The organism is Paenibacillus allorhizosphaerae (genome assembly GCF_042659105.1).
Taxonomy (GTDB): domain Bacteria; phylum Bacillota; class Bacilli; order Paenibacillales; family NBRC-103111; genus Paenibacillus_G; species Paenibacillus_G allorhizosphaerae.
In genome coordinates this window covers 431,436-451,065 of sequence record NZ_JBHSRV010000005.1, presented here as the reverse complement: position 1 = coordinate 451,065, position 19,630 = coordinate 431,436, and the positions used below count along the sequence as shown (strand labels likewise).

The 19,630-nt window shown below is 52.8% G+C and carries 22 protein-coding genes and 1 other annotated feature; of the genes, 3 read left to right on the top strand and 19 right to left on the bottom strand.

Translation table 11 applies throughout. The annotated features are described in order from the left end of the window. Nucleotides 1–2 precede the first annotated feature (2 nt). A complete protein-coding gene (locus ACFQI7_RS21075; RefSeq protein WP_218102262.1) occupies nucleotides 3–1,289 on the bottom strand; it encodes a homoserine dehydrogenase in 1,287 nt (428 codons plus the stop codon). 22 nt (nucleotides 1,290–1,311) lie between these two features. Continuing rightward, nucleotides 1,312–1,785 (bottom strand): ACT domain-containing protein, encoded by a 474-nt coding sequence (locus ACFQI7_RS21070; protein WP_218102263.1) that lies wholly within the window; start codon nucleotides 1,783–1,785, stop codon nucleotides 1,312–1,314. Between the two features lie 149 nt (nucleotides 1,786–1,934). Between ACFQI7_RS21070 and ACFQI7_RS21065 the strand changes: the two genes are divergently transcribed. Further along, entirely contained in the window at nucleotides 1,935–2,438 is a 504-nt protein-coding gene (locus ACFQI7_RS21065) for an NUDIX domain-containing protein (RefSeq protein ID WP_218102264.1), read from the top strand. A 138-nt stretch (nucleotides 2,439–2,576) separates the two neighbouring features. Further along, complete coding sequence (locus tag ACFQI7_RS21060) at nucleotides 2,577–3,374, top strand: ABC transporter ATP-binding protein (protein WP_218102265.1); 798 nt, start codon at nucleotides 2,577–2,579, stop codon at nucleotides 3,372–3,374. A gap of 265 nt (nucleotides 3,375–3,639) precedes the next feature. On the opposite strand, the gene obgE is transcribed toward ACFQI7_RS21060, so the two are convergent. From obgE to ACFQI7_RS20975, 17 genes are all read right to left on the bottom strand, one after another. Beyond that, the gene (obgE, locus tag ACFQI7_RS21055) at nucleotides 3,640–4,938 is read right to left on the bottom strand and encodes a GTPase ObgE (protein WP_218102298.1); all 1,299 of its coding nucleotides are present in this window, start codon (nucleotides 4,936–4,938) and stop codon (nucleotides 3,640–3,642) included. Nucleotides 4,939–4,966: 28 nt separating this feature from the next. After that, nucleotides 4,967–5,608, bottom strand: coding sequence for a Spo0B domain-containing protein (locus ACFQI7_RS21050; RefSeq protein ID WP_230415550.1), 642 nt, complete (start codon nucleotides 5,606–5,608; stop codon nucleotides 4,967–4,969). Between the two features lie 237 nt (nucleotides 5,609–5,845). Continuing rightward, a complete protein-coding gene (gene rpmA, locus ACFQI7_RS21045; protein ID WP_218102267.1) occupies nucleotides 5,846–6,157 on the bottom strand; it encodes a 50S ribosomal protein L27 in 312 nt (103 codons plus the stop codon). A 14-nt stretch (nucleotides 6,158–6,171) separates the two neighbouring features. Further along, on the bottom strand, nucleotides 6,172–6,507 hold the full coding sequence (locus tag ACFQI7_RS21040; protein ID WP_218102268.1) for a ribosomal-processing cysteine protease Prp: 336 nt from the start codon (nucleotides 6,505–6,507) through the stop codon (nucleotides 6,172–6,174). A 3-nt stretch (nucleotides 6,508–6,510) separates the two neighbouring features. Beyond that, complete coding sequence (gene rplU / locus ACFQI7_RS21035; protein WP_218102269.1) at nucleotides 6,511–6,822, bottom strand: 50S ribosomal protein L21; 312 nt, start codon at nucleotides 6,820–6,822, stop codon at nucleotides 6,511–6,513. A gap of 11 nt (nucleotides 6,823–6,833) precedes the next feature. After that, nucleotides 6,834–6,928, bottom strand: a sequence feature (ribosomal protein L21 leader region). A gap of 106 nt (nucleotides 6,929–7,034) precedes the next feature. Next, nucleotides 7,035–8,270 carry an Rne/Rng family ribonuclease gene (locus ACFQI7_RS21030; protein WP_218102270.1) on the bottom strand — a complete coding sequence of 412 codons (1,236 nt, stop codon included), beginning with the start codon at nucleotides 8,268–8,270 and terminating at the stop codon, nucleotides 7,035–7,037. 56 nt (nucleotides 8,271–8,326) lie between these two features. Continuing rightward, nucleotides 8,327–9,235: a M50 family metallopeptidase gene (locus ACFQI7_RS21025; protein ID WP_218102271.1), complete on the bottom strand. Its 909-nt coding sequence runs from the start codon at nucleotides 9,233–9,235 to the stop codon at nucleotides 8,327–8,329. Then, nucleotides 9,228–10,124: a M23 family metallopeptidase gene (locus tag ACFQI7_RS21020; protein WP_218102272.1), complete on the bottom strand. Its 897-nt coding sequence runs from the start codon at nucleotides 10,122–10,124 to the stop codon at nucleotides 9,228–9,230. Before ACFQI7_RS21020 ends, ACFQI7_RS21025 begins: the two co-directional genes overlap by 8 nt. A gap of 211 nt (nucleotides 10,125–10,335) precedes the next feature. Then, a complete protein-coding gene (locus ACFQI7_RS21015) occupies nucleotides 10,336–11,487 on the bottom strand; it encodes an FtsW/RodA/SpoVE family cell cycle protein (protein ID WP_218102273.1) in 1,152 nt (383 codons plus the stop codon). Between the two features lie 6 nt (nucleotides 11,488–11,493). Beyond that, nucleotides 11,494–12,294 (bottom strand): septum site-determining protein MinD, encoded by an 801-nt coding sequence (gene minD / locus ACFQI7_RS21010; protein WP_218102274.1) that lies wholly within the window; start codon nucleotides 12,292–12,294, stop codon nucleotides 11,494–11,496. Nucleotides 12,295–12,313: 19 nt separating this feature from the next. Beyond that, a complete protein-coding gene (gene minC / locus ACFQI7_RS21005; RefSeq protein ID WP_218102275.1) occupies nucleotides 12,314–12,982 on the bottom strand; it encodes a septum site-determining protein MinC in 669 nt (222 codons plus the stop codon). Nucleotides 12,983–13,055: 73 nt separating this feature from the next. Beyond that, entirely contained in the window at nucleotides 13,056–13,583 is a 528-nt protein-coding gene (mreD, locus tag ACFQI7_RS21000) for a rod shape-determining protein MreD (RefSeq protein WP_218102276.1), read from the bottom strand. 3 nt (nucleotides 13,584–13,586) lie between these two features. Continuing rightward, a complete protein-coding gene (gene mreC, locus ACFQI7_RS20995; protein WP_230415552.1) occupies nucleotides 13,587–14,471 on the bottom strand; it encodes a rod shape-determining protein MreC in 885 nt (294 codons plus the stop codon). 34 nt (nucleotides 14,472–14,505) lie between these two features. Next, nucleotides 14,506–15,540, bottom strand: coding sequence for a rod shape-determining protein (locus tag ACFQI7_RS20990; protein ID WP_218102277.1), 1,035 nt, complete (start codon nucleotides 15,538–15,540; stop codon nucleotides 14,506–14,508). A 522-nt stretch (nucleotides 15,541–16,062) separates the two neighbouring features. Beyond that, complete coding sequence (gene radC, locus ACFQI7_RS20985; protein ID WP_218102278.1) at nucleotides 16,063–16,752, bottom strand: RadC family protein; 690 nt, start codon at nucleotides 16,750–16,752, stop codon at nucleotides 16,063–16,065. Between the two features lie 55 nt (nucleotides 16,753–16,807). Further along, nucleotides 16,808–17,419 (bottom strand): Maf family protein, encoded by a 612-nt coding sequence (locus ACFQI7_RS20980; protein ID WP_218102279.1) that lies wholly within the window; start codon nucleotides 17,417–17,419, stop codon nucleotides 16,808–16,810. A 55-nt stretch (nucleotides 17,420–17,474) separates the two neighbouring features. Then, nucleotides 17,475–17,717: a DUF4321 domain-containing protein gene (locus ACFQI7_RS20975; protein WP_218102280.1), complete on the bottom strand. Its 243-nt coding sequence runs from the start codon at nucleotides 17,715–17,717 to the stop codon at nucleotides 17,475–17,477. A gap of 178 nt (nucleotides 17,718–17,895) precedes the next feature. On the opposite strand from ACFQI7_RS20975, the gene ACFQI7_RS20970 reads away from it, so the two are divergent. Then, nucleotides 17,896–19,272: an N-acetylmuramoyl-L-alanine amidase gene (locus ACFQI7_RS20970; RefSeq protein ID WP_218102281.1), complete on the top strand. Its 1,377-nt coding sequence runs from the start codon at nucleotides 17,896–17,898 to the stop codon at nucleotides 19,270–19,272. The last annotated feature ends 358 nt before the right edge of the window (nucleotides 19,273–19,630 follow it).

Here is a 19,630-nt window from a genome sequence, read left to right as displayed (position 1 = left end):
GATTAGCCCTCCACTCGGTATACGCTCTTGATCGCATGGACCACGTCCATGGACTCGAATTTGTTTAATACTTTATTCATTGCCGCTTTATTGGCGTCATGGGTAATGATGATGATTTCAGCGAGCGGATTCGTCGCATTCGGATGCTGCAGCACCGACTCGAGGCTCACTTCGTATTCAGCGAACACCTGCGTAATTTGCGCAAGTACGCCCGCTTTGTCTTCCACATGCAAGAGAATGAAATTTTTCGAAGAAATTTGCTCGTCGGTCTTCAGCTTCTTCTCTTTGTAAGGCACAAAACCGCGGCGGCCGTTCACGCCCAGATTCAAGTTGCGAACGACAGCAACAAGGTCGGCGACGACCGAAGTGGCCGTCGGCATTTCGCCGGCGCCGGGCCCGTAGAACATCGTTTCTCCCACCGCTTCGCCGTACACATACACCGCGTTGAAAACTCCATTGACCGCGGCGAGCGGATGCGACGTTCTGACCATCGTCGGCTGCACGCTGATGCTGATATGATCGTCCTGGCGTTCTGCAATGCCAAGCAGCTTGACTTCGTAACCGAGACGCTTGCCGTAGGTTATGTCTTCTTTGCTTACTTTCGAGATGCCCTTCACTTCCACATCGCCGAGCGACACATTCGCATGGAAGCCGAGTGTGCCGAGGATCGTCATTTTGCGGGCGGCGTCAAAACCTTCCACATCGGAGGTCGGGTCACTCTCTGCATAGCCGAGCTGCTGCGCTTCCTTTAGCACATCTCCGTAAGCGGCGCCTTCCTGGCTCATTTTCGTCAAAATATAGTTGGTCGTGCCGTTGACGATCCCCATTATTTTCGTGATCCGGTCGGAAGAAAAGCCTTCGATCAGCGTCCGGATGATCGGAATGCCGCCCGCTACGCTTGCTTCGTAGAATACGTCGCAGCCTTTTTCCGCCGCTTTTTTCAAAATTTCCGGCCCGTGCAGCGCCATTAAATCTTTGTTCGCCGTCACGATATGTTTTCCCTGCTCCAATGCCGCTAGAATCAGTTCTTTCGCGAGATCGATGCCGCCCATCACTTCTACGACGACGTCGATCTCCGGGTTTTGCACAACGTCCCACGGGTTGTCGGTCAGTTTATCGGACGAGACGCTGATGTTGCGGTGTTTATTTTTATCCTGCACCAATATTTTCGAAATCTCAATCGGCGAGCCCGATTGACTAAACAAATCGGCTTGATGCCCCTCCACAATGCGGACGACCCCGGTTCCTACCGTGCCCAGTCCCAATAAGCCTACTTTGATCGGTTTCATGCGCATAACCTCCTAATGTATTTTACCCCTGCCCGACCAAGGTTGCACGGGTGACGCCGTCTTGTCGGCGCAGTTTGTCCAACAGAACAGCGACGCTTTCCTCCATCAACGACGTTTCTACGGAAATGACGACATTCGCCATGCCCTGCAATGGAATCGTCTGGTGAATCGTCAGCACATTGCCTTCCAGTCCCGCTATCATCGCCAGTACTCTCGATAAAATGCCCGAGCGATGCTCCAGGTCCATCGAGATGGTAACGATGCGTTCGCGTTCCAGCTTGCTGAGCGGAAAGATGCCGTCTTTGTACTTATAAAAAGCACTACGGCTCAGTTCTACCTGCTCTACCGCTTCGTGGATCGTTTTGACCTCGCCTCGGGCGAGCAGCTCTTTGGCCTGAATCGTCTTGATCAGCGCTTCCGGCAAAATGTCCTCGCGCACCAAATAGTAACGCTCTAACCCTGCCGGTGTACCCTGCGTTGCGTATTTGTCCGGCACTGTAACAGTCCTCTCCAAAAAGACGATTGTTTTTACCTAGTGGACATTATATCGCAAACCCGATCAACCCTGCAATAGGCTTTGTTATATAAAATGTGATAAAGTAGTTTCATGTACGCATCACGCCGCAAAAAAGGAGAGACCCGCCTTTGATCAGAGCACGCATTATGGCCGCAGCCATGCTGTTTAACGGCAATGATATGCTGATGATGAAACGCTCGCCGCACCGTACGCTGAACCCCGGCATGTGGGCCGCCGTAGGAGGTCATCTGGAGCCGGAAGAGATCGGCGATCCCCAGACGGCCGTGCTTCGGGAAATTCACGAAGAGACCGGGCTGCTGCCGGAGGAGATTACGGATCTGCACCTCCAGTACATCCTTCTGCGGCTCAATCAGCAGGAAGTCCGGCAGCAATTTATTTATACGGCTTATACGACCCGGCGCAACGTCTCGCAGACGGATGAAGGAGAGCTCCACTGGATCGCCCGGGATCAAGTACTGGACCGGAATATTCCGTTCATCTTTCATACGCTGCTCGCCCATTACTTTGACCGCGGTCCATCCCCGCATGTGTGGGTAGGCACCGCAGGCTACGCAGCCAGCGGTCTGCCGTCCGTACACTGGACCGAGCTGATCGATCCGCGGCAGACCTAAAAGGTTTGGTTTTGCCGCCGTTGTCACGCAAGCCTCGTCGCATTCGGACGAGGCGGATGGGACGAGGCTTGCAGATGTGCGGTGCATAGCGGATTTGGGTTCAGAGAATACAATTTTCTTTTGAAAGGTATGATCAACATGTCATCAGACGAATTTGAAAACCGTTTTGTCATTGATATACAAACGGCCACTTACCGGAGAGAAAACAAAACGCTGCTGAACAATGTATCTTGGCAAGTGCGGGAGCAAGAACATTGGGCGATTCTTGGTTTGAACGGCTCGGGAAAAACAACGCTGCTCAATATGATCAACGGTTACATTTGGCCAACAACCGGAACGGTCAGCGTACTTAGCGAAGCGTTCGGAACGATCGATCTTCGGGAGCTTCGTAAATCGATCGGCTGGGTCAGCTCCTCGCTGCAGGAAAAGCTGTACGGGAGAGACCTCACGCAGGACGTCGTCCTCAGCGGCAAATATGCGACCATCGGGCTATACGACCGCCCGGAGTCGGACGATTATGACAAAGCTTCGGCGCTGATGGAACAGTTAGGCTGCAAGAAGCTTTGGGACCGGCCTTATGTCACATGCTCCCAAGGCGAAAAGCAGAAGGTGCTGATCGCCCGCGCGTTAATGGCCTGGCCGCGATTGTTAATATTGGACGAGCCGTGCAACGGCCTCGACTTGTTTTCGCGCGAAACGCTGCTATCGGGTGTAGACCAACTCGCCGCGGGCAATGATGCGCCTACGATTCTATTTGTCACCCATCACACCGAGGAAATACTTCCGATTTTCCGCCATACGCTGCTTCTGCGAAGAGGAGAGGTTTACGGCGCAGGTGAAACGATGAAGCTGCTTACGCCAGACCTCTTAAGCGGATTTTTCGAAACGCCGGTTGATGTACATTGGCGCAGCAACCGCGCATGGGTAACTGTCTGACCGGGAGTGCAATCTCGGTCATCGGTTTTGGCGGTTGCGCCGCTTCAATGCAGATGTACAGTTCAATGCTTCTGCTGGAACCAAGTCGGACGTTGGCTACCATCCTCATGCTCTTATACAGTTTCGCTGTACTTCGTAACAGCGCAGAGACGCGCCATCCGTCGTATGGCACAGCCGCCACCAGCCCCAAAAAAATAGCAACAACCCCACATGAAAAGGTTGTTGCTATCTTCAATTACCGTAACAAGGTACCTCACCTACGTGCTTATTCCTGCTCTACGAACTCGAACTCGAAGTCGCCGATGCGAATCGTCTGACCGTCCTTGGCGCCGCGCTCACGCAACGCTTTGTCGATGCCTTTCTTTCGCAAAATGCGGGCAAACCGCATAACCGATTCGTGCGTGCTGAAATTGGTACGCTTGATCAGCTTTTCAATACTTGGGCTGTCGACGATAAACACATCATTGTCCCGGCGAATCGTAAATTCGTCTTCTTCCGTTTCGAGCCGGTACACCTTGCGCTCCTCCAGCTCGGTAACCTCTTCCACCTCCGGTGCCTCCGGAATCGCTTCGAGCATATCCATCGCTTTATACATCAATTCCTGAACGCCGGCACGGGATACCGCTGAAATCGGATAAATCGGAATTTCCTTGCCGATCCCCGCCAACCGCGTTTTGAATTGCTCCAATTGCTCCTGCGCCTCAGGAATGTCCATTTTATTCGCCGCGACGATTTGCGGACGCTCTTCCAGCTTCACATTGTACAGCTTCAGCTCTTCATTTATTTTGACCCAATCGTCGAAAGGATCGCGTCCTTCCGTTGCTCCCATATCGATCACGTGAACGATCAGCCGCGTCCGTTCCACATGACGCAAAAATTCGTGCCCGAGTCCTACCCCTTCATGAGCGCCCTCGATTAAGCCCGGCAGATCTGCCATCACGAAGCTGCGGCCATCCCCTACGTCCACCACGCCCAAATTCGGCGTGAGCGTCGTAAAATGATACGCGCCGATTTTCGGCTGCGCGCCGGAAACCACGGACAGCAGCGTCGACTTGCCGACGCTTGGAAAGCCTACGAGCCCCACGTCCGCCATCACCTTCAGCTCAAGCACGATCCAGCGTTCCTGTCCTTCCTCGCCGTTCTCGGCTATGGAAGGCGCCGTATTGCTTGTGGTGGCAAAGCGGGTATTTCCCCGTCCGCCGCGGCCTCCTTTGGCTATAACGACCTCCTGCCCGTGACGCGTCAAATCGGCGATCACTTCCTGCGTATCGTCGTCGACAACGACCGTTCCCGGCGGTACCCGAACGATCATGTCATCCGCGTTTGCGCCGTGCTGGCTCTTGTTTCGCCCTTTTTCCCCGCGCTGCGCCTTAAAGTGCTTCTGATACCGAAAGTCTACCAGTGTTCTCAAGCCTTCGTCGACGCGAAAAATGACATCGCCGCCGTCGCCGCCGTCGCCTCCTGCCGGGCCGCCCTCAGGAACATATTTTTCCCTGCGGAACGCGACCAGACCGTCGCCGCCGTCACCACCTTTTACATAAATCTTTGCTTTATCAATAAACATCATGTCACCTCGTTATGTATCAATGCCGCTATGCCAAATGTACCGTCCAAGTCACCCGGCCATCGCCGTAGATCGTCTTCAGTCCGATGCCGTTTTGATCCAATAAACGGCTTTGCAATTCCATCTCCGCCGCTTGAATGCGCTTTGGCTCGTAGGCCCCCTCGTATTTCGCTGCCAGGCATAATCCGTCCTGTTCTTTTGCAAACTGCAGCGTAATCGTATTTTGCATTTCCGTTGAGTCGACCGCTTCCCGTTTGAAGCTTTCGAGAAGCGATGTAATCCATTGCTCCGCGGCCGCCGCATGCCGGTATTTGTGAAGATGAATCTCTTCTTCAAGCCGGATCAGAAGCTGAAGCTCCTTCACTTCCGCCTGGAACGATAACAAATATACGATCAAAGAAGGGATGCCAAGCTTGGATACGCAGCTTTCCACCCGAACCTTCTCTTTTATTTTTTCCATTAAATCCGATAATTTATCAACCTTTTTCAATTGGATATAACCCATTACCATCTGAATGTCATTCATCCAATCGTGTCTGTAATGGTTAAACAAACGCAGCAAACGAAGATCCGCTTCAGACGTTTCCGACAACCCTGCGCCGGCCCTCGTTTGTTCGTTCTGGTTCCGAGATTTCTTTTCGGTCGTACGACCATTCGTATTCGTCGTCATTCCCTTACCTCTCTCATCCCAGCTTTGCCATTGCATCTATAACAGTATAGCACGCACAGTAGAGAAGTACACATATTTTCCAGAAACGGGCATGAGTCAAGGATCACCGGCTTTGCCGTCCTTTGACGGCATCCGTTTGTCAAGGTCATGCGAAGCGTATAGAACACTGCGGTATGCATTATTGACGCAAAAAAACCCTAGCGATGTGATCTCGCCAGGGTTCTCGGTGACGGTTTATTACAATTCTACCGCGGCAGCTACCGGAGCAGCGGCAGCAGGGTAGACGCTCACTCTTTTGCGGTCACGGCCCAAACGCTCGAATTTCACGACGCCTTCGACCTTTGCAAAAAGTGTATCGTCGGAGCCGATTCCCACGTTATTGCCCGGATGGATTTTCGTACCGCGCTGACGAACCAGGATGCTTCCTGCCGTTACGGTTTGACCGTCGGCACGTTTCACGCCCAGGCGCTTCGCGATACTGTCACGACCGTTCTTCGTGGAGCCTACACCCTTCTTGGATGCGAACAATTGAAGATTCAATTGCAACATATCTGTCTACCTCCTTACTTCTTGTTTGGATCTTGCAGCTTTATATATGCACCATACGATTGTTCAATCGATTGCAGCATGACTGTCATCGCTTCGAGCAGCAGCTGTACTTTCTCTTCCGTCTGCGCATCGGGCATAACCGGAACTTCCACCTGAAGCAATCCATGCTTCATGCGGGTCTTAAGCTCCAAGCCGGTCAATGCTTCGACGGCATTCACGGTGCCTACGGTCACGGCCGAGACGCCGGCGCAAACGATATCTTTGCCCGATTCGTCAAATAACGCATGACCTTCTACGCCAAAGCGCTCAATCCGTCCATCGCTCGTACGTTTAATCGTAGCGCGGATCATGAATTAGCCTTGGATCTTCTCGATCACAACTTTGGTGTAAGGCTGACGATGACCTTGCTTGCGGCGATAGTTTTTCTTCGCTTTGTATTTGAAAACGATGATTTTCTCGCCTTTGCCGTGCTTCTCCACTTTACCGGATACGGAAGCGCCGGAAACGACCGGAGCGCCTACGACCATACCGTTTTCTTTGGAAACGGCCAACACGCGGTCAAACGTAACGGATTCACCTTCACCAGCGTTCAGTTTCTCGATGTAAACGACATCGCCTTCCTGAACTTTGTATTGCTTTCCACCTGTTTCAATAATTGCGAACATTGCTGCACCTCCTCATTTCTCAGACTCGCCTAAAGCCAGGTGGCTTGACCCTAAAGGACAAGCGCTTCCTCTTAACGTTACCCGCTTCGTGCGGTTACAGCATGTGCTTAGCAACACGCGCTAAAACAGTTTATCACAGATGGCCCATGAAAATCAACTGTTTATTGGCCGTTTCCCTTGAGCTGCTGCGTTCGAGAAGCTCGTCCGCCGCTCTAGCGAATAACGAGCCCGCTTCCTCCGCAAGCTGCGCAAGGCTCGGGTACCGTAGACTCGATGCTGTCTCTGACTTTTTTCCGGGTCAACTCGACCAGCCCAAGCTTCGTCCAGCCGACAACGACCGTTTTCGTCCGGTCTTTCCGCGACTCGCGCACAAGCTCATCCAGCACTTGCTGGCGCCCTTCCTCCGTTTCCATATCGATGAAATCGATAATGATCAGTCCGCCGATGTCGCGCAGCCGGAGAAGCCTTGCGATTTCTCTCGCCGCTTCCATATTCGTATCGTAAACGGTCCGCTCCAGATCGACCGAGCCTGTATATTTCCCGGTATTCACATCGAATACGGTGAGCGCCTCCGTCCGGTCCACGATCAAATACGAGCCGTTATCGAGCCATACTTTGCGTTTGAGCCCCATTTCCAGCTGCCGCGGCACGTCGTATGCGTGCATCAGATCCGCTCCGGATTCCAGCTTGAGCCGGCCTGTCATCGGTTGGGCACCGGGGACGGCGATGTACGACTGGATTTCGCTTAGCACTTCTCCGGAGTCGGCGATGAGCTCTTGCACGTCATCCCGGAACAAATCCCGAATCAAGCGGGGCAGCATTTGCAGATCGGAATGAATCTTTCTAGGGACGTCCCCCTCCGCCTCCGCTGCAAGCTCCAATTGCCGCCATCTGGCCCGCAGTTCCTCCAGATCCGCCGCAATCGCCTCTTCGGTTTCGCCCAGCGCAGCTGTCCGTACGATAAATCCTTCCTGATGTTGCAAGTAACGTTCCGCGATCCGTTTCAACCGTTCCCGGTCCGACGCGCTTTCGATTTTGCGGGAAACGCCGACGTAATCGGCATAAGGCATGTACACCCCGAACCTCCCCGGAATGGAATAATGCGTCGTGAGCCGCGCCCCTTTGCTTCCAACGGGCTCTTTGACGACCTGAACCATCAGCTCCTGCCCCACCTTCACCAAATCATGGATCGGCGGTTTCGACTTCGGCTGCTTGTCGAGATGGGCCGGCAGCAGATCGTCAATGTACAGAAATCCATTTTTCTCAAGACCTACATCCACGAAGGCGGACTGCATTCCCTGCAGTACCCGGACCACGCGGCCGATATAAATATTGCCGGCCAGTTGTCCTTGATCGCGGCAGCCTTTGTAGTATTCAACGAGCTTCCCGTTCTCCTGAACGGCAACCTCCGTATGCGCTTCATCGCTCTTTACCAGTATACGCTTCATGATAGCAACACCTCGGGCTATATTGTACCACATTCCCATGAAGAAAATCTTCGGGATCAACCGACGAAAAGATCGGATAACGGACTGCTTCGCTTCGATTCGTTGAAATACAGCTGCAGCAGCGCCCGCTCGGGAACGACATGCCTTATGCTTCCATGATCGTCAAGCACATACACCAGGTGATAACGATCCCGCATAAACAGCCTAACGATATCCCCTACTCGTCTTCGCCCGCCTACCACGATCGGTCTGGCCAGCGTTCCTTCGGTCCACGACCGCTTCAAACCGATTTCCCGGTTGAGCAAAAAGCGCATGAAATGGTACGGAAGCCCGCGAAACTCGTACCAATTGGAAAAAAAGAGAAAAATCCCGATCATCAGCCAGTTGAGCTGAATGCCGCCTTTGTCCGTAAACGCGTGAAGCGCGCTCATTGCAATGAACGCGGCGCTCAAAATCAAACTCGTCAAGGCGGCGATATAGATCGTTTTCTGGTAAGGGAGCCATAAGGAGACGAGCGCGCGCATTACTTTGCCACCATCGAGCGGTAGCACCGGCAGCAGATTGAACAAGGCAATCAACAGATTGGCTTGTATGAAGTAGTGACCCCACTCCACCGGAAGCACGCCGATCGCCGTCAAAACCCATCCGACCGGCATCATCCAAAAGTTTTGCAGCGGGCCGGCCAGGGCTACGGCGATATCCTGCCATACCGACACGCTGCCCATTTCTTCCACGACCGCGACCCCGCCGAAAGGCAGAAGCTGTACCTCTGTGACCCGCCAGCCGAAGCCTTTGGCAGCAGCCACATGCCCCAACTCGTGAATGAGCACTATGCCGAACAACGTTACAATTTCGATGAAGTAGCCTGTCAGCACGGACAGCAGTAGTACGATGGAGAAAAGCGGATGGATTCGGTATTTGACGCCGAACCATACGTTCCAAGCGGCTTTTTTCGGTTTAATCAAAGGTAATCACGTCCGTCGGATTGACGGGCTTGCCGTCTTTCGCCATAGCAAAAAATATCGTGCCCGATGCTTGTCCTTGCGGTTTGGCCACCGTCCCCAGCGTTTCCCCTCCTTTGATCCAATCGTTCAGCTGCACCTTCCCCTGCTCCAAATGTCCATACACCGTTTCGATGCCGTCCGTATGCCTGACGACAACAGTGAATCCGGTATCCTCCTTATTCCCTGCAAAAGCGACCCATCCCGTGTCCACCGCCGATACCGGCGATCCGGGCTTCGCTTCGATCAATACGCCGTTCTGACCGGGAGTGAACGCGGCGATCAGTTTTCCTTGCACCGGTAAGAAATAATGCTTCGTAAGCACGCTTACTTTCGTGGCATCCTGATGTTTGCCGGGATTGATAGCCGGCAAGAACGATGGCGTTCCTCCGAACTTTCGCTCATACCATCCGGCCAGCTTGACGACATCGAGAGATTCGGTCAGCGATGCGGCGACCCACTTTTTTCCATGGTCGGCCAGCGGGTCATCCCATTTGTACATGAGCCATACCGCCGCGAACAAAAAGCCGCTGATGAGAATGCGAGCCCCCATCCGTCCCTTCCAAGAGCCCCGCTCCGGAGGCGGTCCGTTGTAGTCATCCCGATTATATTCTGTATAATCCCGCTTCCATTTACGGTTCCATTCCACCTCAGGGTCCATGCGAAGGTAGGGAGGCGCTTCTTCCCTTTCCGTGACGTCCCGTTTCTCCGGATAACGCTCCCGGCCCGCGGCTTCTCTTTGAATCGTCATATGTGAACCGTGCGTTTCGGCATAAGATCTCCCGGCCGCGCCTTCTTTCAGTCTGCGTATTTTTTCCATTCGCCTGTCGCGAACGTTCTTCTTCGTTTCCATCCCATATCCTCCTTGCCCGCGGGCTTGTATACTCCATCCTATGAGCTTGTACGGGCAAATATACGGAATGATCGGGAGACGGAAATGACAAATACGTCAAGCGGAAACCAGCATCCGACGCCGAACGTAAAAACACCTCTTTTCGCTTACTGCAAAAAGAGGTGTTCCTGTATGAGGAGCAGCGTCATGCCGCCGTGGCATCATTCTATTCTCATTCTTCGTCCAAAAACTTGTCGTCATGCAGCCGTACGCTCATCACGAGCCCCATCGCAATCATATTGATCATTAGCGACGTGCCCCCGTAGCTAATAAAGGGAAGCGTAATTCCGGTTAGCGGCATGATGCCGATCATCATTCCGATATTTTGGAATATTTGAAACACAAGCATAGAGACAACGCCGATAATGATGAACGAACCGGCATAGTTGTTGCAATAAATCGAGATCAGAATCATGCGGTAAATCAACACAAAATAGAGCAAAAGAAGGCAGGATGCGCCGACAAATCCGAATTCCTCGCCCACAACGACGAAGATGGCGTCGGTATAGGCTACCGGTATGAAATGGCTGTGAATGGACGTTCCTTTCAAATACCCTTCTCCCATAAGCAGACCGGAACCGATGGCGCGTATGGAGTTCACGACCTGATATTTTTGATCGTTTGTCGCATCATCCGGATTAATGAACGTATTCACGCGCGCAATCCAGTGTGTTGGGAGATCTTTGGAGTCCAAATATTTTTCTAATGGCACATGATACAGCTGGAAAAAATATAGGAATGCATAAGCGCATCCCGCAATCAGCACAACCCCGCCGATGACGTACATGGCGCGAATGTTGCCGATCCAATACATGCCGATCAGGATCACGCCCAAAATGATCGCATTTCCTAAATCCGGCTGAATGATTACGAGCACAATTGGAATGATCGCAAACAAAGCGATCGGCACGACATCGCGGAAAAACTCCAACGACTCGCCCTTACGTCGCGCCATATAAGCGGCGATCGTAATGATCAACAATATTTTCACTAATTCGACCGGCTGAAAATTGAGGCCGAACGGCAGCTCGAACCAGCCTCTGGCCCCATTGATTTTCGCGCCGAACAAATAAACGCCGACCAATAGCAAAATGCCGACGCCGTATAAATAATACGCTATTTTAACTAGAAATCGGTAATCGAGGGCAGCGGTAATAATAAACACTAAAAAAGAGATCGAATAGATGACAGCCAATTTTTTGGGGTCAAACTTGAGCAGGTTCGAATCCAGGGTAGCACTGTACAACAAAATCGTGCTAATCGCAAGCAATGCGATCAGGATCGCGATGATTAACACATCTATTTTTTTAAACTTGTGCAGCACGACGCGTCATCCGCCTATTCCGAGAAACTTTTTCATTTTGATTAGCACGCCGGTCTTCTGTTCCATTTGCATCAACGGCACAGAGTCCCCCAGCATACGGCGTGCAATATTACGATAGGCGATGGCTGCCCGGGAATTCGGATTCATGACGGTCGGTTCGCCGGAATTCGCCGCTTTGATCACATGCTCGTCGTCAGGCACAATCCCGAGCAGGTCGATCGCCAGCACGGAGCAAATCTCGTCGATATCGAGCATTTCGCCCTTTTTCACCATGCTCGGACGTATCCGGTTGATGACAAGCTTCGGCGAATCGATTTGCGGCTCTCTCTCCAGCAAGCCGATAATCCGGTCCGCATCGCGCACGGCCGCATTCTCGGGCGTCGTGACGACAATCGCTTTGTCCGCTCCGGCGACCGCATTTTTGAACCCTTGCTCGATGCCCGCAGGACAGTCGATAATGACGAACTCAAAGTCGCGCTTGAGATCCAGCACGATTTGCCGAACCGCTTCCGGCGATATCGCATGCTTGTCCTTTGTCTGAGCCGCCGGAAGCATATACAGCTCATCAAAGCGCTTGTCTTTGACAAGCGCCTGCGAAAGACGGCAGCGGCCTTCCGCCACATCGATCAAATCGTAGATGATGCGGTTTTCCAGCCCCATGACGACATCGAGATTCCGCAGACCGATATCCGTGTCGACCATGACTACCTTTTTCCCTTGAAGCGCCAGCGCCGTTCCGATGTTGGCCGACGTCGTCGTTTTGCCGACGCCTCCTTTTCCCGATGTAATGACGATTGCCTCTCCCATAGGTTTCACTCCTTCTCCTTCAAGAGGACAGGTTCAAATCGAACTTGTGCAAATGATGAACTTTATCGATTTCCATAACGCCGTCTTTCACATAAGCGAATTCCATATAAGCTTCGTAAGCTTCGTTCGTTCCCCATTCGTCGGGAGGCCGGCTGATGATGCCCGCAATTCTCAGTTGGGTGGGACGCAAATGCGAGGCGGCGATAACCGCCCGATCGTCTCCATCGACCCCCGCATGCGCCATCCCCCTCAGCGAACCCATAATATATATGCTTCCCGTACTCACGATCGTGCCGCCGGGGTTAACGTCGCCTAAAAATAAAATGTTGCCGTCATGCGATGAGGTTTGCCCGGAGCGGACGATGCCGCGGACAATCGCAACGCTCGAGAAGCCGTGTTCCGATTTCTTTCGCTCCGAATCCTGCGTCTCGACGGACTGAACGAGCAGGTTGCCCTTTTGGCTGATGATCGTGCGAACCTCGTCTTTCTCCTCGTCCGTTACGGCTCTGCTGCCGAGCTTCACATGGACATGAATAATCGGTCCGGTCAATATTTGCTGATGGGTTTTTTCCAGCTTATGCTTTAGCTCCGCCAGCACTTCCGAAAATTCGCAAGTGTCGTCGAGGAGAAACACAAGGCCGTCTTTAACCCCTTTAATCGTGACAAGATGCTTCGCTGTTGCCGTCATAAACGCTTCTACCTCCTAAGCGTAAACAATTCGGCTTGAGACGGCCTATCTCCTGCATGCAAGCGTGAAAAAGTTATTCGTCCTTCTCCGTTTGTAGCTGCGGCAAACTCTCGAACATTTTTCGAAGCGGCACGTAGATCGCCAGCGCAAAGAGCAGATTCACGAGCATGCCGGGCAGCATTTGGTGGAAAAAAAACCATTCTATATCCGAATGCGTCACTTGAAAAAGCCGGTACAGACCGAAAATGATCATTTCATAAAATAAATTGCCAAGTGCAATGACAAGCATGCTGATGACAATGCTCGTATATACCCGCCCATACATAAGCCCCGCCAGGTAACCCGTAAGACCCATCGCAAACGACACCGGTCCGAGCATCGGCGAATAATGAATGAAATCGTAAAGCATTCCGAATATTAATCCGAAAACAAGCGCCGTATGACGGTTCATATATAATCCGATGAAAAGAACGATAACGAGGATAAAGTGCGGATCGACAATAATTTTGGTTTGCCAGGCAACGGGAATGAGCCAAGGTACGATCGAGCTTTCAAGCAAAAACAAAACGATGAGAATCAGCCAAATTTTAACGTGATTCATCCGTTATTCACCTACTCCAGCCAGCTCCGGTACTTGGACGACGAACACTTCGCGAAGATGATTGAAGGAAGCAAACGGCTGGACTGTGGCAATGTAAGTGATCCCGAAATCGCCTTGTCTCTTCTCGATAACTTTGCCCACCTCGATCCCTTTGGGGAATACAAGCCCCTTACCGGATGTAATAATCGTGTCGCCGGGCTGAATCGGGTCCTTCGCTTCGATTTTGGTCATGATGAGCTGCTGCGTTTCCGGATTGAACGATTCGATGAAACCGTACGATTCGCTCTCATGACCTTTGACGGTTACCGCAATCGCTTTGGACTCCAGCGCCAGCTTGTCGGCTGAATCGACGACCGTCTGCATTCCCGTCAGCAGCTGCACGTCGGCGTAAAAAGAAGACACGCGCACGACTCGCCCGATCAGTCCTTCTACGGACATCACGGCCATATTGGGCCGAATTCCGTCCTTCTCACCTAAATTAATGGTGATCATTTTGTTCTGCTGGTTGAACTCCGTCACTTCGGCGATCCGGAACGTATAGTTACTCATTTGCTTCTGACGCTCCGTGAAGCCCAGCGCATCCTGCAGACGTTTGTTTTGCTGCTCCAGATCGTTCAATCTTGCCGTATCCCGGGCATACCGGGTAAGCGTCTGCCGGAGCACCATGTTTTCTTCATGCATCGTACGCATTTTTCTAATATCCTCAAAGAAACCCATAACGTACCCTGTGGGCTTATACAGCAACCCTTGCGTAAAAGAAACCGCATCCTTCAAAAACTTTTCCGGCCATGTCATGTACGATCGTCCGAAGGTCAGACCCATGAGCGCGATGAACAAAATCAGGCCGAACATTAAAATAAGCAGCCTTTTGTTTCCGAGTAATTTCAATGCTTACACCTTCCAAACTGAGAAGCTTAACGAATCAGCGTCTGGATCTGCTTGTCGGACCGGATTTTGTCTTGAACAGATGAATGTTTTCGAGCGCGCGTCCCGTGCCGATCGCCACGCAGTCCAGCGGATTTTCTGCTACAAGCACAGGCATGCCCGTTTCTCGAGAGAGCAGCTTATCCAAATTGCGCAAAAGGCCGCCACCGCCCGTCAGTACGATGCCTCGGTCCATAATATCGGCCGCTAATTCGGGAGGGCACTTCTCAAGCGTCACCTTCACCGCTTCGACGATACTATTGACCGTATCGTACAGCGCGTCCGTAATTTCGTCCGAGGTGACCGCCATCGTCTTCGGCAGTCCGGACACGAGGTCGCGGCCGCGGATTTCCAGTCGGGCCGGCGGGTCCATCGGCAGCGCCGAGCCGATCTCCATCTTGATCTGCTCGGAGGTGCGCTCGCCGATCATCAGGTTGTAGGTGCGCTTGATATATTGGATGATCGCTTCATCCATTTCATCGCCCGCCACCCGGATGGAGCGGCTGGTCACGATGCCGCCCAGCGAAATCACCGCAACTTCCGTCGTGCCGCCGCCGATGTCGACAACCATGCTGCCCGTCGGTTCCCAGACCGGCAGATCCGCGCCGATCGCCGCTGCGAACGGCTCCTCGATCGTATAAGCGTCGCGGGCACCCGCCTGACGCGTCGCATCCTCTACCGCCCGCTTCTCCACCGCGGTAATGCCGGAAGGAACGCACACCATGACGCTCGGGTGGCGTTGGAACAGCAGCCGCTGCTTCTGCGCCTGGCGGATGAAATACTTGATCATCGTCGAGGTCGTTTCAAAATCGGCAATAACGCCGTCCTTCATTGGACGGATGGCGCGGATATTGCCCGGTGTTCTTCCGATCATTTTTTTGGCATCGTTGCCGACGGCTTCGATCGACTTCGTATCCGTACGGATCGCCACAACCGACGGCTCGCGTACGACGATGCCTTTGCCTTTGACGTAAACGAGCGTGTTGGCTGTGCCCAGGTCGATTCCTAAATCTTTTGTAAATCCTCCGAACATGATAGGTGCTCCCTTCCCTATTTGAGGCGTGCAATAAACACGCGAATGGTTGAACTTCGATTTTGAACCTGCGCATGACGCGCTGCTTGCTTCGGAACCGGAAAACCTGGCTCTTGCCCGATCGGAACCTTAGAAACAAGAAATTTTCAGACGCTTATTTGCGGATTATAACGCTAAAGTCCGTTGTCCAAATAAGAGCCTGAAAATCCGTTATTTCCTTGATTCCACCGTTCATCGAATAGACTTCGATTGGAAGCTTTTCTTAAGAGCCAGGAAAGTTCACTCTATAAGCACCCACAGTGCTTATGGAACTTTCCGCTCGCAAGAAAAGCTACCATTAGATCACGAATGTATCTTCATCGAATCGACTTCGATTTGGAAGCTTTTCTTAAGAGCCAGGAAAGTTCACTCTATAAGCACCCACAGTGCTTATGAAACTTTCCGCTCGCAAGAAAAGCTACCATTAGATCACGAATGTATCTTCATCGAATCGACTTCGATTTGGAAGCTTTTCTTATTATATTACATCAGTCCGAGTTCCTTCAAACTGACGAACTTTTGATCTCCGATGACCACATGATCCAGCACCTCGATGCCGATAATGTCCCCCGCTTGGACAAGCCGTTTTGTTATTTGTATGTCTTCCGGGCTCGGCGTCGGGTCTCCGCTCGGATGGTTGTGCGCGCATACGATCGAAGCGCTGCTTCGTTTGATGGCGGCGCGAAATATTTCTCTGGGGTGCACGATGGATGCGTTCAGGCTGCCCATCGACAGCGTTTCTTGACCGACCACATGGTTTTTGGTGTTTAAAAAGAGGCAGACGAAATGCTCCTTCTGCAAATACCTCAGGTCCTCCGACAGCAGCGTCGCAACATCCTGCGGCGATCGGATCGTTACCGTATCGTTTAATGCGCTGCGCGCCATTCTGCGTCCCAGCTCAATGCCGGCTTGAATTTGCAGCGCCTTGGCTTCCCCGATTCCTTTTATCTCGGTAAGCTGCTGCAAGCTCATATCCGCCAAACCGCGAAGGTTGCCAGATAGGTTAAGCAGTCGCTGAGCCAAATAAACGGCCGATTCCTGATATGTGCCTGTCCGCAACAAAATAGCAAGCAATTCCGCGTTGCTTAGTGCCCCTGCCCCATACTGTATCATGCGTTCTCTAGGTCGTTCTTCGTTTGGGACATCGCGCAATGTATAATTGGGCGATTCCATGCATTCCCCTCTTTCTTATCACGTATACGAACTCTCATTATAGCATGACGTTTCATCAAAAGACAGCGATGCTAAAACGCGCAAGCAGATCGCTCAGAAGTGACATCGGCAGCCCGACGACGCTAAAATAATCGCCCTCTATCTCCTCGACAATCGTCGCTCCCAATCCTTGAATGCCGTACGCTCCGGCCTTGTCCATCGGCTCGCCTGTAGCGATGTAGCGCCGGATTTGTTCGTCCGCGAGCGGCTTCATGCGAACATTCGTTTTCCGATGCGAGACATGCTGAACGCCGGTTTGCAAATCGATGACCGCGACACCGCTGTATACTTGATGCCCCCGTCCTTGCAAGGAGCGGAGCATACGAAACGCGTCCTCCGCATCTTTCGGTTTGCCCAGCACTTCGCCGCCCTGCACGACGATCGTATCGGAACCGACAATGACGCTGCCGGTTTCAAATCGTGATTCCGCCTTACAACGTTCGTACACGGCTTGCGCTTTGCGACTGGAAAGCTGTTCCACAATCTCAGCCGGGGATAGCCCTGGATCCGTCGTTTCGTCTACACTACTGACGATGATTTCGTAAGGTCGGTTCAATGAGCGGATAAGCTCCTGCCGTCTCGGCGATGAAGAAGCCAGTATGATTGTTTTTTCGCTAGCAATCGACATAAATCGATCCCTCGTTTCGAATTTTGTACATTAGGGCTTGTCTAAAAGTATGATGCTATAGCTTACGATAAATCCAAAATCCTGCCGCCAGCCCGAGCAAGCTGATCAAATTCAGCCGGATATATAAATTCAGGTCATACCGGATCACCAGCAAATCGGCTTTCGGCAGCCAGGACAGCTCGACCGATCTGGTCAAAAACGATAAGCCCGGCACAGGCGAAAGCAGCTGCCCTACGAGCGTCCCTGCGACCAGGCCGATCAGCAGCATGAGGATAAGGACGAATGTATTCTTTTTCAAAATGTAGCATACCTCTTTCGTTCGAAATGCAACCAAAAAATATGTAGAAATGCCAATCGTTATTATACCATATTTGCTTTGGCGCCATAGTCCATTTGTTCCGTTAACTTGGAGAAACTTGCTTGCTTACAGCATAGAGCACAGCTTGTACAATGAAAATGCGAGAGGAGTGAACCGGATGCGGAAGCGTTGGATGCAGACCGCCCTCATGGCTCTAAGCTTACTGATCATGCCGGGCCCGGCGTCTGCCGCCAAAATTGTCGTCGATGCAGGACACGGCGGTTCCGATCCCGGAGCGATCGGCGTGAATGGACTGCAGGAAAAACAAGTGAATTTGGATATCGCGAAACGCTTGCGCGATCTGTTGGTCAAAGAAGGTTATGAAGTAGCGCTGTCGCGCGACAGCGACCTCTATTTATCGCTGCAGCAGCGGGTTGACTTTATGAACGAGCAGAAGGCGGACTTGTTCGTCTCGATTCATGCCAATTCCTACAGCAGTCCTTCGGCGCGCGGTGCGATGGTGCTGTATTACGACGATCGTTATCCGCAAGCGAGTTACCCGGCAAGCGAAGAGATGAAGGCGCTAACGCCTCAAAGCAAGGAGCTTGCCCAAAAAGTGCTGGACAACCTGGTCGACGCCACAGGCGTCGAAAATCTCGGCCTTGTTCCGAGTGCCGTCTATGTGGTGCGGAACGGTACGATCCCTAGCATCCTCGTGGAAACGGCGTTTTTGTCAAGCCCGGCCGACGCGGCGCTGCTCGCGGACAGCACCATGCGCCAAAAAATGGCGCGAGGCATTGCCGACGGCATTGAAACGTATTTGCCGCCGAACGTGATTTTCCCGGATACGCTCGGTCACTGGGCCCGCGAATCCATCCTTCGCTTGAAGACGAAGGAGATCATCGACGGCATCGGCAACCGGTACGAGCCAAACCGGATGCTGACGCGGGCCGAGTGGATGACGCTGCTCGACCGCGTGTTCGACCTGTCCGCGGCGAAGCCTGCGACTGGCGGCGCTTGCCCGGCCGGCGACGGCACGGCCGGCAAAGGGTTGACCGCCGCCACCTCGGTCAGCGGCGCGGTGTACGGCGGTAGCAGCGCGGAAGGCGGAGACGGGTGCGAACCCGTCCCCGCCGGCGGCGGCGCGAGCGGCTCCGCTGCGGGCAACGCCGCAGCCGGCGGAGCTGACGCGTTCAAGGACATGAACGCGAAGCATTGGGCCTTCACCGCCCTGGACAAGGCGGTGAAGGCGGGCGTGCTGGAGGGCTACCCCGACGGCACGCTGCGGCCCGACCGCCCGGTAACCCGGGCGGAAGTGGCCGCGATGTTCCAGCGGCTGGCCGGGACGCCGTCGCTTCCAGCGGCACGGCAGCCGTTCAAGGACGTAGCGCCCGATTATTGGGCGCTCGGCGCGATCGCGGCCTTGAAGCAAGCGGGATGGATCGACGGCGTCACTAGCGAGCAATTCGCTCCCGACCGCTCGATGACCCGCGCCGAAGCTGCCGCACTGCTGGACCGATATGTAGCAGGGAAAAAATCGAATGACAAGAAATAGTTGCTTCATAGATTCCGGGAAATTGGGATCATTCATGAAGTGCGGAGCATGAAAGCATGCGCACGAATACTCGATTGTGACGCTAATGACGGCCGCTTCGATTTATTTTTATCGGATGAATCGAATTATTTTTTGGCTAATTCGCTTTATTTCTACCAGCTAGCCTAGTAAAAAACGTAAATCATTGCCTAACCCTACTAATCGAAGCGATTCCCCTTCGAATAGTAGGGTTTTACTTACTATTAACCGCATTTTGCAGACTTCGGAGGGAAATTATAGGTTTTGCCGTATTATTAGTAAGCTCTTCGCAATATCGCATTGGGCTCAGTCTCTTTATATACGCCGACTTTCGCTTTAG